We start from the raw sequence: 13,334 nt of genomic DNA, 5'->3' as shown, positions 1-13,334 counted from the left end.
GAATTAAACTTAATCTAAAAGGAATGAGCCCGATACAATATCGAGCTCATTATTATAAAACTTAATTATTAATTTGTCTAAACTTTTGGGTGCAGTCTAATTTAGACAATTTTTTTAAAAGAAATAACCTGACCGAGGAATCTGATGCAATGAAGAAAGATATTTCAGTTATCCAATAAAAATGAAAGCGATAAAAATAGTTGCCATAACAGGCAGTACAAGAAAAAACTCAAGCAATTTTAAAATTCTAAAATATATTTCAGAACATATAAAATCAGATTTTGAAGTTGACATTTTTGAAGATTTAGATCGAATTCCGCATTTTAATCCAGATTTAGATACAGAGAATCCGCCGGAAGAAATTAGTTTGTTCAGAAAGAAAATAATAGAGGCCGACGGAATTATAATCTGCACTCCTGAATATGTTTTTAGCCTGCCCGGAAGTTTAAAAAATGCTTTAGAATGGTGTGTGTCGACCACTATTTTCTCGAATAAAAAAGTCGGATTAATTACGGCTTCTGCTTCTGGAGAAATGGGACATGAACAGCTTTTATTAATTATGAAAACCCTTGAAGCTAAATTTGACGATAATACACAGCTTTTAATTCAGGGCATTCGCGGAAAAATTGATGCTGAGGGAAAAATTATAAACGAAGAAACAGAAATTGCGCTTCAAAACTTTATAAAAAATTTTGAGAATCAATTTTTATAGTAGATTTACTTTTCTAAAATTCGATCAAAAATGGTTACAAGAAGAAACTTTATTATAAACACAAGTCTGGCTGCTACGGCTGTTCTGGCTTTACCGTCATTAGCATTTTCTATGAATAAAAAAGAAATTGGTTTGCAGTTATATACATTGCGAGAAGAACTTCCGAAAAATGTAAAAGAAACTTTAGAAAAAGTTGCTGCATCAGGATATACAAATGTAGAAACGTATGGTTTTTCTATTAAAGATCAGTTTTGGGGATTGTCTCCAGTTGAATTGAAAAAAATATTGGACGATAATAAATTAAAAGCAGTTAGCGGACATTATAATTTAGGAAGCTATTTATATGACGGAAATACAGCGGAATTAATTGCTGCAATTGAAGCTGCAAAGATTTTAAAAAACGAATTTTTAACCGTTCCGTGGATCGACGAACCTTTTAGAAAAAGTATCGATGATTATAAAAAGATCGCACAGCGTTTGAATCAGGCTGCAAAAATGTGCAAAGAAGCAGGTTTAAAATTAGCTTATCACAATCATGATTTTGAATTTCAAAAACATGATGGAATTACGGGTTACGAAATCTTATTAAATGAAACTGATAAAAATCTGGTTTATTTTGAATTAGATTTATATTGGGTGGTTCGTTCAGGAAATGATCCGCTAAAATTATTTAAAGAAAATCCGGGCCGTTTTAAAATGTGGCATGTAAAAGATATGGATAAAACAAATCCGGCTTTAAATACAGAAATTGGTTCAGGATCAATTGATTTTAAACCTTTCTTTAAAGAGGCAAAACAATCCGGAATGGTTCACTTTTTTGTTGAGCAGGAAAATAATTATGCTGGAGATTCTTTTCAGTCCATTAAAACAAGCTCTGATTTTATTTCAAAAGAATTGATTTAAATCGAATCATAAAAAAGTCTTATTTTTGTAAGAATAAATTTAAAAATCATGCAGAATATCAAAACAAGTAAAGAGTTTATAAAAGGAGAAGAAATAGAGTGGGAAGTAGTTGGTGAAGGAATCAAGCGTAAAATCCTTGCTTTTGATGATAAGGTTATGCTTGTAAATGTTCATTTTAAAACTGGAGGAATTGGTGTTTTACACGAACATTACCATTCTCAGGTAACCTATATTGCAAGCGGAAAATTTGATGTAACCATAAGCGGTGTTACACAAACTTTAAAAGAAGGTGATAGTTTTTATATTCCGCCTCACGCAATTCACGGCGTTGTTTGTTTAGAAAGCGGAATGCTCACAGACGTTTTTAGCCCCGCAAGAGAAGATTTCTTAAAATAAATTATAAAGAAAATCAGTAAATATCCGCGTCTTCGCGATAGCGAATCTGCGTCATTCGCGTTATAAAAATTGACGCTGATTAAACGGATTCGCTATCGCGAAGACGCAGATTTACGCAGATTTTATAAAAAAAATAACTTTAATTATAAATATTGATGGTATTTTTGCAAAATGAATTTATCTAAAACCAACGTCCTGTTTATGGCAGTTTGCACTGGTCTTATAGTTGCAAATCTTTATTACTGCCAGCCTTTAATTGTTTTAATTGCCAACGAATTTAAAATTCCTGAAGCCAGCGCCGGAACTATAACGTATTTAACTCAAGCGGGTTATGCTATTGGGTTGTTTTTTATGGTGCCGCTTGGTGATAAATTAGAACGAAAAAAGCAGATTTTAATTACCACTTTCGCTTCTGTAATTGCATTATTGATTGCAGCAACGGCAAAAAGTTTTCTTATTTTACAAATTGCTTCTTTATTAATCGGAATCACTTCGATTGTACCGCAGCTTATTTTGCCTTTAGCAGCTTCGTTAAGTACGCCAGAACAGCGAGGAAAAGTTATTGGAACCATTATGAGCGGTTTATTGGTCGGGATTTTACTTTCCAGAACTTTAAGCGGTTTTATCGGAGAAGTTTTGGGTTGGAGATCAATGTTTTATATCGCCGCCGGAATTTGTCTTTTAATCTTTTTCGTAATTCAGAGTAAATTCCCGGTAAACAAACCTCAGTTTCAGGGAACTTACGGTCAATTAATTCAGTCTTTATTTACACTTATAAAAACACAGCCGGTTTTGCGTGAAGCTACGGCAATCAATGTTTTCAGTTTTGCTCAGTTTGGAGCTTTCTGGACGACAATGGTTTTATTGCTTTCTGGAGAACCGTTTCATTTTAACAGTGCCACAATTGGTTTATTTGGGATTGTTGGTGCATCGGGAGCTTTGGCCGCACCTTTGGTTGGGAAAATCGGTGATAAAGGAAATTCGAGAATTGCAGTTGGTTACGGCTGTTTATTAATCCTGATAAGCTTCTTGATTTTCTATTTTTCAATAGAAAGCGTAATCGGAATTGCGATTGGAATTGTATTTATTGATATCGGAATTCAGGGCGTTCATATCTCAAATCAAACCAGAGTGTATTCGTTATTGCCAGAAGCAAGAAACAGACTAAATACGGTATTTATGTCGTTTAGCTTTTTAGGAACTGCTGCCGGATCTGCATACGGATTATTATTGTGGAAACTGGGCGGATGGCACGCTGTAACAATTGGTTGTATGGTTTTATCTGCACTGTCATTAACCGTTTACGGACTTACTTATAAATCAAAATCTAAAAAACAAAAAGCGCAAATTGATTAAGAAATTAATTTGTAAATTTGCGTTCAATTAAAAAATAACAACATGGAAAACGGAATATACGCTAAATTCAACACAAGCAAAGGTTCGATTTTAGTTAAACTAACACACGACTTAACACCAGGAACCGTAGGGAATTTTGTAGCTCTTGCAGAAGGAAATATGGAAAATAAAGTAAAACCTCAGGGACAAAAATTCTACGATGGATTAAACTTTCACAGAGTAATTCCTGATTTTATGATTCAGGGTGGTTGTCCTAAAGGAACTGGAACTGGAGATCCTGGGTATAAATTTGATGATGAATTTGATCCAAGTTTAAAACACGATCGTCCGGGAGTTTTATCTATGGCAAATTCTGGACCTGGAAGTAACGGTTCTCAATTTTTTATCACACACGTTCCAACTCCTTGGTTAGACGGAAAACACAGTGTTTTTGGTCACGTTGTAGAAGGACAAGATGTAGTTGATGCTGTTGCTCAAGGTGATGCTTTAGAGACTTTAGAAATCATCAGAGTTGGAGAAGAAGCTCAAAAATGGAATGCAATTGAAGCTTTTATTGGTTTAAAAGGTGCTCGCCTTAAACGTGAAGCAGCTTTAAAAGCAGAATCTGAAGCAAAAATGGAACAACTTGCTGCTGGTTTTGATAAAACAGAAAGCGGTTTACGTTATAAAATGATCCAAAAAGGTGAAGGTAAAAGAGCTGAAGCTGGAAAAACAGTTTCTGTTCACTACGAAGGATCTTTAGAAAACGGAAAAGTTTTTGATTCATCTTACCCACGTAAAAAACCAATCGAATTTAAATTAGGAGTTGGACAAGTTATCGAAGGATGGGACGAAGGTATTGCTTTATTACAAGTTGGTGACAAAGCTCGTTTTGTAATTCCATCTGATTTAGCTTACGGTCCATCTGGAGCTGGAGGAGTTATCCCGCCAAATGCAACTTTGATTTTTGACGTTGAATTAATGGACGTAAAATAAGGATTTACAAGCAATTTAGTATTGTTTTAAATAGCAATCCCATTCGCAAGCCGAATGGGATTTTTTTTATATTTACTATAAAAACCAGAGACAATGAAAAATATTTTAATCCTTGCAGCACTTGCTTTATTTGCAGTTTCCTGCGGAACTCAAAAAACGCCAGCTGTTGCAGCTACTCCTGCCGAACCTGCAAAAACAGTGGTATTAACTCCTGAATTAGAAGCAGGTAGAGATTTGTATGAAAACAATTGCGCAAAATGCCACAAATTGAAAGATCCAAAGAAATATACAAAAGAAGAATGGGGACCAATTTTGGTTAGAATGGGCAAAAAAGCGAAGCTAGACGAGACTCAAATGGCATCAATTACAGATTACATTCATTCGCAATTATAATTTGTATTTAGAAAAAAAACAAAAAACCTGTTCAATAATTTGAACAGGTTTTTTGTTTTCAAATAGATATAAAAAAACACCTTCACAAAATGAGGTGTTTAAAAAGTTAGGAATGATGTACAGCCGTATTGTCTACCGCGATAATTTTTAAAGTTTTGATACCAGCCGGCATTTCCCAGTCAACTTCGTCGTTTTCTTTAAAACCAATAATAGCAACACTTAAAGGTGCCAGAATTGAAATTTTTGATTGCTTTATATCTGCAGATGAAGGTAAAACAATTTGAACTTTCATTTGCTTCTTCGCTATTACATCTTCAATTGTTACAACAGAATTTATTCTGATAACAGAGTTGTCGAGTTCACTTTCCTTGCTTATTACAGCGCGGTCTAATTCTTGCGAAAGCTGATTTGCTTCTTTAGTATTTGTCGAATTTTTACTTTTTAAAATCAATTCCCTTAAAAATTGATAATCTGATTTACAGAAAGTGGGTGTTGGTTTCATATCTATATTGAATTTATTGTTATTGAATTTGAATGATTTTTCTTCTTTTATGCTTTTCAGAGCCAGTTGTTGCTCAGTTTGTTTAAAACAAGACAAGCGTGTAAAGAATTTAGTTTGAAAAACAAAAAAGTATCTGACCAAAACTTAAATTTTGTCAAATAAGTAAATGTTTAAATCGATGTAAATCCTCCGCCTGAAAGAAGAATTGAAATAGACGGAGGCCTAATTAATAAAGGCCTTACTATGTGAAATAAATACAGCCGAAAGCGGTTTTCTCTTACAAGAATATGCAGGTCTAAAAACTGTAAATATTGTTATAGTGTTCACAATGAGTGATTTTAATTATGATTTGCAAAGATAAGTAAAGTTTTTTGATTCTTACAAATTTTATTTCCATTTGATATTACACCCAATGCTTGGTTTCTGAATTTCATTCAAAGTTCGGTTGTAAATCAAGGCATCAATGGCATTTCTTAAATCAGTTCCGCTTAACGGAATTCCGTTTCCGGGTCTTGAATCATCAAGTTGTCCTCTGTAAAACAATTTATCCTGATTGTCGAATAAATAGAAATCGGGCGTGCAGGCTGCATCGTATGCTTTTGCCACTTCCTGCGTTTCATCAAATAAATAAGGAAAATCAATTTTATGCTGTAAAGCAAAATCAGTCATTAATTCTGGAGAATCCTGCGGATATTTTACAATATCATTACTTGAAATAGCAATAATACCAAGCCCCTGAACGCGATAATCATTAGATATCATGACAATTTCATTAATAACATGAAGCACAAAAGGACAATGATTGCACATAAAAATAACAAGCGTACCTTTTGATCCTTTTAAATCTTCAAACGAATAAGTGTGATTCGAATTCGTATCTTTTATATAAAATTCTGGAGCAATTGTCCCAAGCGGAATCATATTTGAAGGAGTGCGTGCCATTTTTACAAAAATTAATACTCAAAAATAGCCTTTAAATTCTGTATAAAAAAGAGCACAGGAAGAATTGTATTTTTTTGCCACAGATTGCACGGATTAAAAAGATTATAAAATTTTAAAACAGTTTTAATCTGCAAAAAAAAATCCTTTTAATCTGTATAATCTGTGGCTAAACTTATTTATGAATTCAAAAATTCAAGTAAATCTTCGTTTAATTTATCTCTGTCAGTATAAAACAAACCATGCGGAGCGCCTTCGTAAACGATATATGTATTATTTGCAATAGCTTCTGATGCTTTTTTAGACGTTAGATCGATTGGAACGATTTTATCGTCATTTCCGTGAATAATTAAAGTTGGAACTGTTATTGTACTTAATTCGTCTCTAAAATCAGTAAAAGAAAAAGATTCGGCACATTTTAAAGTTGCGTGTGGAGAAGCGAATGAACAAAGCATTCTGTAATATTCTAATAAAGCCGTACTTAAAGGTTTATTGATAATATTTACACCAAAAAATGTCTTTCCGAAATTATCAACAAATCCAATTCTGTCTTCCTTGATTGCTGCTGCGGTAGTTTCACTTTTTTCTCTTGGATGTCCGTCTGGATTATCTTCTGTTTTTAGTAAAAAAGGAATAATTGAAGAAATCAAAGCGGCTTTTGCAACACCTTTTCCCTGATATCTGCTAAAATAACGAACCACTTCACCGCCACCCATAGAAAATCCAACCAAAGTTACATTCTCTAATTCCAGCTGGTTTATAATTTCGCTTAAATCATCCGTTAAAGTATCATAATCATATCCTTCCCACGGTTGTGACGATTTACCAAAACCACGGCGGTCATAGGCAATTACACGGTAATTATTTTTAACCAAATATTCAACCTGATATTCCCACATTTCGTTAGAAAGCGGCCATCCGTGAATTAAAATAACTGGTTTCCCTTTTCCGTAATCCTTTACATAAAGCTTTACGTTTTTAGCAGTTTCAATGAATTTATCTGTATTTAATTGATGAATATCAAAATCTAAATCCCTTAGAGTTGGATTGGCATTTATTACACTATTTTCCATTTTTATATTTTTTTACTAATTAGTTACTAATGCATGTGTAGTAAAATTAAACCTAGTATAAAAAAAATAGGTTATAGAATTAGTTGTATTACTTACAAAATTTATAGGTTTGTAAAAAACAATTTTCAAATGGATTTAACCTGGGACGAATTCGAAAGAACAGATATGCGTGTAGGAACTATCATCGAAGTAAATGATTTTCCCGAAGCCAGAAAACCTGCTTTTCAATTAACAATAGATTTTGGTGCCGAAATAGGTATCAGAAAATCATCTGCACAAATTACAAAACGATACAAAAAAGAAGATTTACTAAACAGACAAATCGTGGCCGTTGTAAATTTCCCCAAAAAACAAATAGGAAAATTTATGAGCGAATGTCTGGTTCTTGGAGCTGTAGGCGAGGAGGGAGATGTTATTTTACTAGCTCCTGATTTTAAAATACCAAATGGGCTTCGAATAGGGTAGTTTTTTAGTTTTCAGTCGCAGTCGCAGTTTTCAGTTTTCCACAGATTTCTCAGATTAAAATGATTTTTTTTTGCCACGAATTACACTAATTTACACGAATTATTTTTTAACTCCAGCTTTGTGACCTTTAATAAATCAAAGATTTCGCAAGCTTTTAATAAAAAAAACTTTGTGAACTTTGCGTAATATCTTTGCTGTCTTTGCGGTGAAATTTCAGTTGTAGTTCAGTTTTTAGTTTGCCACAGATTACACAGATTAAAAAGGATTTTTGATTTTGTGGTTAATTTTTTGCCACGAATTGCACTAATTCACACGAATTATTCTTTAAACTCCAGCTTTGTGACCTTTAATAAATCAAAGATTTCGCAAGCTTTTAATAAAAAAACTTTGTGAACTTTGCGTAATACCTTTGCGTGGTTTGCGGTTAAATTTGCTTACAAAACATTAGTTTGTAGTATTTATTTTTGCAATTAATTGTTCTAATATCAACTGTCCTTCTTCCCAATATCTTAAATCAGAATCAGAGTTAATGTGGCCTTGTTCACCAACGTTTACGAAATCACTTCCCCATTTTTCTGCAAAATATTGTTTTCTTTCAAATAAGGCATACGGATCATTTTCACTCGCCACAACTATCGATGGAAAAGGCAATTTATAAAGCGGCATTGGAGAAAAATTCCTGATAATATCTGGTGTATGTTCTGGTGAATCAACATCGGCGGGAGCAACTAATAAAGCACCAACTATATTTTTATTCGAATTGTTTTCTGCCCAATGTAAAACTAAAGAAACAGCAAGACTGTGTGCTACTAAAATCGTTGGACTATCTAATTTAGAAACGGCTTCGTTTAAGCGGGCAATCCAATCTTCGCGAACAGGCTCGTCCCAATTGTCCTGAACCAAACGAATTGAATTTTTAAATTTTTCATGCCAAAAGGTCTGCCAGTGTTTTTCTCCGGAATTTCCTAATCCGGGTAAAATTAAAAGTTGTGTTTCCATTGCCGTGGAATTATATATTTATTTCTTAGTTTGTTTTTCTTTTAAAATTCGGTTGACTTCGTTTACCAATAACGGAAAACCAGGTTCAGTCATTCCATGGCCGTAGCCGTCTAATTCGTAAAGTTTAGTCTGTGTATGTCCAACTAATTTCATCATTCTTGCCATGTATGCGTTTTCTTCATATCGGCCTAACATTTCCAGTTCACGATCTCCGGTAATTAATAAAAGCGGCGGAGCATCGGCGCGAACGTGATACAAAGGCGCAAAAGCATCAATTGTCGGTTGTTTTTCCGGGATTCCGTTTTCTCTTCTAACTTCAAAATGCGTAATACATTGTCCGCTAAATGGAATCAATCCTGCAATTCGGTTGGCATCAATTCCTTCTTTTTGCAGCCATTTTTTATTTAGACCAACCATCATATCTAAATATCCTCCGGCAGAATGACCAGAAAGAAATATTAGAGAAGAATCACCACCATAGTTGCTGATATTATTAAATGCCCAGGCAACAGCCGCCGCCGCATCTTCAATCGCTTTTACCGTTTTTGCTTTTGGAGACAATCTGTAATTTACACCAATAATGGCAAAACCTTTATTTTTTAAAGCTTCAGGAATTTCTTTATTTCCGCCCGTTAAACCTCCGCCATGAAACCAGACAATTGTAGCAAAGCCTTTTGTGTTTTTTGGATAATAAATATCCAGAACACATCTTTCGTTAATGTAACTGTCGGATTTATTTATTTCTGAAGAATAATATTGAATGTTTGATTTTTTTTCATATTCTGTTTTTTGAGCAGACGCTGAAAATGTAATCAAAATGAAACTAAGTAATAGAATTAATTTTTTCATTTTATAAGAGTTTGAATAAATCTAAAATCTAAAGTCTGAAATCTAAAATAATTCATCTCGACTAAAATTATAGAATTTAAATATATAAAAAAAGTCCAAAAATGCTACACATATTGGACTTGAACTTTTAGAAAAGTTATATAAGATTAAATATCGTCAAAATCAATATCAGTAAAGCTAGATCTTGGTGTTTCAGCTTTATCAGAGCCGTATTCTTTTTTAAAATCTTTTTGATGTCTTTCAGAGATTACTTCTTCACCTTTGTGGTTCAAAACGTATGAAGTCATTTCTTCTAGTATTTCGGCAAAAGCACTAAAATCTTCTTTGTATAAATAAATTTTGTGTTTTTTAAAGTGAAAAGAACCATCTTCTTCTGTAAACTTTTTGCTTTCGGTAATCGTAATATAATAATCGTCAGCTTTAGTAGCTCTCACATCAAAGAAATAAGTTCTTCTTCCTGCTCGTAATACTTTAGAAAAAATCTCTTCTTTTTCTAACATGTCATTTTCTCTCATAATACGTTCTATCATTTTTGGTAATTAATAGTACTCAAAAATCATAAAAATTTATCTATTACGCAACAATTAAAGTAATTCTTTTTCCGAAAGTTGTTTTAAATATAACGATGCGTAGTAACCTTTCTGATTTATTAATTGATTATGAGAGCCTTGTTGAATGATTTCGCCATCTTCTAAAATAATGATTTTATCAGCATTTTTGGCAGAAGACACTCGGTGACTGACAATTATGGTAGTTTTATCCTTACAAAATTCAAACAAATTATGTAGGATTGTTTCCTCAGTTTCGGTATCAACGGCAGACAAACAATCATCAAAAAGTAAAATCGCCGGATTTTTTATAATCGCCCTCGCGATCGATACACGCTGTTTTTGTCCGCCCGAAAGCGTAATTCCTCTTTCTCCTAAAATAGTGTCATATTGTTTGTTAAATGCAATGATATTATCATGAACGACAGCATTTTTTGCGGCGTTAATAACTTCTTCATCAGTAGCATTTTGGTTTCCGAATTTGATGTTGTTTTTAATAGTATCCGAAAACAAGAAAGCATCCTGAGGAACAATTCCGATGCTGTTTCTTAAATCGTTTAAATTTAAAGAACTGATTTCGTTTTGATCAATTGTAATTCTTCCATCAGTAACATCATAAAGTCGGGAAATTAGAGATAAAATAGTAGATTTTCCAGAACCTGTTTTTCCTAAAATCGCCAGTGTTTCTCCTTTTTTTACCGTGAAACTTACATTTTTTAAAGCTTCAATATTAGTATCTTCATAAGTATAACTTACATTTTCAAAAGCAATTGAACCTTGTATGTCTGATGAATTTTGATTGTTGTTTTTAATTTCCGGTTCAATTTTCAAAAACTCATTTAAACGTTTTTGAGAAGCCTCTGCTTCTTGCACCATAGACGAAACCCATCCAAGAGAAGCAACAGGCCAGGTTAACATGTTTACGTACAAAATAAACTCGGCAATTGTACCAATATTCGGAATCGTTCCGTTGATGTACATTACGCCTCCAAAATAAATTACAACCAAATTACTAATTCCGATAAGGGCAATCATCAAAGGCCCAAACAGTGACTGAACTTTGGCTAAATCTAAACTCTTGCGTTTACTTTCATCTGAAAGATTTACCATGTTATTTTGATGCTGATTTTCTAAAGAATAAGCTTTTATAACTCTGATTCCTGAAAATATTTCCTGTGTAAAACTTGAAACTTTAGATAAATACTGCTGAAAAGTAGTGCTTCGTTTATTGATTTCTGAACTTAGTTTGAAAATGCAATATGATAAAATTGGCAGCGGTAGAATGGTATATAAAGTCAGTAAAGGCGAAACATTGTACATATATAATAATACGATAGCAAAACGAATAAACGTATTTATCGTATACATTACCGCCGGGCCAACATACATACGAACTTTAGAAACGTCTTCGCTGATTCTGTTCATCAAATCTCCCGTACGATTTTGTTTGTAGAAATTTTGAGAAAGGTTTTCATATTGTCTAAAAACCTCATTTTTTAAATCAAACTCAATATGGCGCGACATTACAATTAAAGTCTGACGCATTAAAAAAGTTAAGAATCCTCCAACAATTGCACTTCCGGTGATTAAGAGCACGTTATGAATTAATTCCTGCTGATAAAAGTCTACAAGCATAGAGGATTTTTTATCGGCATCTGATAGTTTTAAAAACTTTTCGATAATGTCAAAAGAGTGGCTAACCAGCTTTGGAGTAAATAAAAAGAATATTTGTGCGATTATGGTGATTAAAATTCCGAAGGAAAAACTGAATTTATATTTAATGAAATATTTGTTTAAATAGCTTAATTCTTTCATTTTTTTAAGAGATTCAATATTGACTTGATTTAATTTTATGAATTATTCTTAATTAAAAGTATAATAAAATGTAATCTAATCAAAATAAATATTTTGTATAATTGTTATTTTAAAGATAAAAAATTAGCACATGTATATTTTTTGCTTATGTTTGAGTTGTCTTTTTGACAAATTCATAATTTTAAACAACTAAATAGTAACGCTATGGATGCAACTTTCGCAACTGGAAAGGAACTTCAAAAAATGGATCCTGTTTTTGGTCAATTATCTTTTGACGATCACGAACAAATTGTATTTTGCAATGACAAAGATACAGGTTTAAAAGCAATTATTGGTATTCATAATTCAGTTATGGGGCCAGCTTTAGGAGGTACTAGAATGTGGAATTACAATACGGAATGGGAAGCATTAAACGATGTTTTGCGTCTTTCAAGAGGTATGACTTATAAATCTGCAATTACCGGTTTAAATATTGGTGGTGGAAAAGCAGTAATTATTGGTGATGCTAAAACGCAGAAAACTCCTGAATTGATGCGTAAGTTTGGTGAGTTTGTTCACTCTTTAAGCGGAAGATATATTACAGCTGAAGATGTTGGAATGGAAACTAAAGACATGGACACTGTAAGAGACGTAACACCTTATGTTACTGGAATCTCTGAAGAAAGAGGCGGATCTGGAAATCCTTCTCCTATAACAGCTTACGGAGTTTATTTAGGAATGAAAGCGGCTGCTAAAAGTCAGTTTGGTTCTGATGTTTTAGATGGTAAAAAAGTTTTGGTTCAGGGAATTGGACACGTAGGTGAAACTCTGGTTGAGTATTTAACTAAAGAAGGAGCACAGGTAACAATTACTGATATTAACGAAGAAAAATTATATCAGGTTGCTTCAAAATACAATGCTACAATTTATACTGGTGAAGATTTATATACAGCAGATGTTGATATCTATGCGCCTTGTGCAATGGGAGCAACAATTAATGATGATACAGTAAACAAAATTAAAGCTAAAGTTATTGCTGGAGCAGCAAATAACCAATTAGCGGATGAAAATGTTCACGGTGCAAGATTACAGGAAAGAGGAATTTTATATGCTCCTGATTTCTTGATCAACGCTGGTGGAATCATCAATGTTTATGCTGAATTAGAGCATTATGGTAAAGCTGAAATCATGGCTAAAACCGAAAATATCTACAATACTACTTTAGAAATTATCGATTATGCTGTGAAAAACGGTATGACAACTCACAAAGCTGCACTTACAATTGCTCAAAATCGTATCGATGCGAGAAAAATTGAAAACGCTGCTAAGAAGTAATTTTTTAGTTTACAGTCTCAGTCCCAGTTTTCAGTTTGCTCTGAAGACTGGGATTTTTTTTAGTATCCAGTTGCATTTTCCAGTTTTATCGGAAT

The 13,334-nt window shown here is 33.1% G+C and carries 15 protein-coding genes; 8 read left to right on the top strand and 7 right to left on the bottom strand.

The window, feature by feature from the left end; translation table 11 throughout:
• The first annotated feature begins 181 nt into the window (after positions 1–181).
• The 6 genes from FLAPXU55_RS23090 (at position 182) to FLAPXU55_RS23065 (ending at position 4,735) form a co-directional block, all read left to right on the top strand.
• On the top strand, positions 182–712 hold the full coding sequence (locus FLAPXU55_RS23090; RefSeq protein ID WP_180861684.1) for an NADPH-dependent FMN reductase: 531 nt from the start codon (positions 182–184) through the stop codon (positions 710–712).
• 30 nt (positions 713–742) lie between these two features.
• Positions 743–1,615 (top strand): sugar phosphate isomerase/epimerase family protein, encoded by an 873-nt coding sequence (locus FLAPXU55_RS23085; RefSeq protein ID WP_180861682.1) that lies wholly within the window; start codon positions 743–745, stop codon positions 1,613–1,615.
• Positions 1,616–1,663: 48 nt separating this feature from the next.
• On the top strand, positions 1,664–2,011 hold the full coding sequence (locus FLAPXU55_RS23080; RefSeq protein WP_180861680.1) for a cupin domain-containing protein: 348 nt from the start codon (positions 1,664–1,666) through the stop codon (positions 2,009–2,011).
• Between the two features lie 201 nt (positions 2,012–2,212).
• On the top strand, positions 2,213–3,367 hold the full coding sequence (locus FLAPXU55_RS23075; protein ID WP_235992151.1) for an MFS transporter: 1,155 nt from the start codon (positions 2,213–2,215) through the stop codon (positions 3,365–3,367).
• A 42-nt stretch (positions 3,368–3,409) separates the two neighbouring features.
• On the top strand, positions 3,410–4,342 hold the full coding sequence (locus FLAPXU55_RS23070; RefSeq protein WP_053471046.1) for a peptidylprolyl isomerase: 933 nt from the start codon (positions 3,410–3,412) through the stop codon (positions 4,340–4,342).
• Positions 4,343–4,435: 93 nt separating this feature from the next.
• Entirely contained in the window at positions 4,436–4,735 is a 300-nt protein-coding gene (locus tag FLAPXU55_RS23065) for a c-type cytochrome (RefSeq protein ID WP_180861676.1), read from the top strand.
• A 106-nt stretch (positions 4,736–4,841) separates the two neighbouring features.
• Here the strand turns inward: FLAPXU55_RS23065 and FLAPXU55_RS23060 are convergent, their stop codons facing one another.
• The 3 genes from FLAPXU55_RS23060 to FLAPXU55_RS23050 form a co-directional block, all read right to left on the bottom strand.
• Positions 4,842–5,237, bottom strand: a complete 396-nt coding sequence (locus tag FLAPXU55_RS23060) for a GreA/GreB family elongation factor (protein ID WP_180861674.1) — start codon at positions 5,235–5,237, stop codon at positions 4,842–4,844.
• A gap of 387 nt (positions 5,238–5,624) precedes the next feature.
• Positions 5,625–6,179: a thioredoxin family protein gene (locus FLAPXU55_RS23055; protein ID WP_180861672.1), complete on the bottom strand. Its 555-nt coding sequence runs from the start codon at positions 6,177–6,179 to the stop codon at positions 5,625–5,627.
• 176 nt (positions 6,180–6,355) lie between these two features.
• On the bottom strand, positions 6,356–7,249 hold the full coding sequence (locus FLAPXU55_RS23050) for an alpha/beta fold hydrolase (protein WP_180861670.1): 894 nt from the start codon (positions 7,247–7,249) through the stop codon (positions 6,356–6,358).
• 129 nt (positions 7,250–7,378) lie between these two features.
• Here FLAPXU55_RS23050 and FLAPXU55_RS23045 point away from each other — a divergent pair, with 129 nt between their 5' ends.
• Positions 7,379–7,714 carry a tRNA-binding protein gene (locus FLAPXU55_RS23045; protein ID WP_180861668.1) on the top strand — a complete coding sequence of 112 codons (336 nt, stop codon included), beginning with the start codon at positions 7,379–7,381 and terminating at the stop codon, positions 7,712–7,714.
• A gap of 444 nt (positions 7,715–8,158) precedes the next feature.
• On the opposite strand, the gene FLAPXU55_RS23040 is transcribed toward FLAPXU55_RS23045, so the two are convergent.
• From FLAPXU55_RS23040 to FLAPXU55_RS23025, 4 genes are all read right to left on the bottom strand, one after another.
• Complete coding sequence (locus FLAPXU55_RS23040) at positions 8,159–8,713, bottom strand: RBBP9/YdeN family alpha/beta hydrolase (protein WP_180861666.1); 555 nt, start codon at positions 8,711–8,713, stop codon at positions 8,159–8,161.
• A gap of 18 nt (positions 8,714–8,731) precedes the next feature.
• Positions 8,732–9,562 carry an alpha/beta hydrolase gene (locus FLAPXU55_RS23035; RefSeq protein WP_180861664.1) on the bottom strand — a complete coding sequence of 277 codons (831 nt, stop codon included), beginning with the start codon at positions 9,560–9,562 and terminating at the stop codon, positions 8,732–8,734.
• A 146-nt stretch (positions 9,563–9,708) separates the two neighbouring features.
• The gene (locus FLAPXU55_RS23030; RefSeq protein ID WP_053471040.1) at positions 9,709–10,077 is read right to left on the bottom strand and encodes a PUR family DNA/RNA-binding protein; all 369 of its coding nucleotides are present in this window, start codon (positions 10,075–10,077) and stop codon (positions 9,709–9,711) included.
• A gap of 69 nt (positions 10,078–10,146) precedes the next feature.
• A complete protein-coding gene (locus tag FLAPXU55_RS23025) occupies positions 10,147–11,925 on the bottom strand; it encodes an ABC transporter ATP-binding protein (protein ID WP_180861662.1) in 1,779 nt (592 codons plus the stop codon).
• A gap of 204 nt (positions 11,926–12,129) precedes the next feature.
• Between FLAPXU55_RS23025 and FLAPXU55_RS23020 the strand changes: the two genes are divergently transcribed.
• Positions 12,130–13,239, top strand: coding sequence for a Glu/Leu/Phe/Val family dehydrogenase (locus FLAPXU55_RS23020; protein WP_180861660.1), 1,110 nt, complete (start codon positions 12,130–12,132; stop codon positions 13,237–13,239).
• Positions 13,240–13,334: the final 95 nt, after the last annotated feature.

It is taken from the genome of Flavobacterium panici, assembly GCF_903819335.1.
GTDB lineage: Bacteria > Bacteroidota > Bacteroidia > Flavobacteriales > Flavobacteriaceae > Flavobacterium > Flavobacterium panici.
The sequence above is the reverse complement of the archived record's forward strand: the minus strand, read 5'-3'. Positions and strand labels throughout refer to the sequence as shown.

What these genes read in the sequence shown, in the direction of transcription:
- FLAPXU55_RS23050 (WP_180861670.1), bottom strand. Translation starts at nt 7,249, where the DNA reads ATGGAAAATAGTGTAATAAATGCCAATCCAACTCTAAGGGATTTAGAT.
- FLAPXU55_RS23060 (WP_180861674.1), bottom strand. Translation starts at nt 5,237, where the DNA reads ATGAAACCAACACCCACTTTCTGTAAATCAGATTATCAATTTTTAAGG.
- FLAPXU55_RS23025 (WP_180861662.1), bottom strand. Translation starts at nt 11,925, where the DNA reads ATGAAAGAATTAAGCTATTTAAACAAATATTTCATTAAATATAAATTC.
- FLAPXU55_RS23045 (WP_180861668.1), top strand. Translation starts at nt 7,379, where the DNA reads ATGGATTTAACCTGGGACGAATTCGAAAGAACAGATATGCGTGTAGGA.
- FLAPXU55_RS23020 (WP_180861660.1), top strand. Translation starts at nt 12,130, where the DNA reads ATGGATGCAACTTTCGCAACTGGAAAGGAACTTCAAAAAATGGATCCT.
- FLAPXU55_RS23075 (WP_235992151.1), top strand. Translation starts at nt 2,213, where the DNA reads ATGGCAGTTTGCACTGGTCTTATAGTTGCAAATCTTTATTACTGCCAG.
- FLAPXU55_RS23035 (WP_180861664.1), bottom strand. Translation starts at nt 9,562, where the DNA reads ATGAAAAAATTAATTCTATTACTTAGTTTCATTTTGATTACATTTTCA.
- FLAPXU55_RS23070 (WP_053471046.1), top strand. Translation starts at nt 3,410, where the DNA reads ATGGAAAACGGAATATACGCTAAATTCAACACAAGCAAAGGTTCGATT.
- FLAPXU55_RS23090 (WP_180861684.1), top strand. Translation starts at nt 182, where the DNA reads ATGAAAGCGATAAAAATAGTTGCCATAACAGGCAGTACAAGAAAAAAC.
- FLAPXU55_RS23065 (WP_180861676.1), top strand. Translation starts at nt 4,436, where the DNA reads ATGAAAAATATTTTAATCCTTGCAGCACTTGCTTTATTTGCAGTTTCC.
- FLAPXU55_RS23055 (WP_180861672.1), bottom strand. Translation starts at nt 6,179, where the DNA reads ATGGCACGCACTCCTTCAAATATGATTCCGCTTGGGACAATTGCTCCA.
- FLAPXU55_RS23030 (WP_053471040.1), bottom strand. Translation starts at nt 10,077, where the DNA reads ATGAGAGAAAATGACATGTTAGAAAAAGAAGAGATTTTTTCTAAAGTA.
- FLAPXU55_RS23040 (WP_180861666.1), bottom strand. Translation starts at nt 8,713, where the DNA reads ATGGAAACACAACTTTTAATTTTACCCGGATTAGGAAATTCCGGAGAA.
- FLAPXU55_RS23085 (WP_180861682.1), top strand. Translation starts at nt 743, where the DNA reads ATGGTTACAAGAAGAAACTTTATTATAAACACAAGTCTGGCTGCTACG.
- FLAPXU55_RS23080 (WP_180861680.1), top strand. Translation starts at nt 1,664, where the DNA reads ATGCAGAATATCAAAACAAGTAAAGAGTTTATAAAAGGAGAAGAAATA.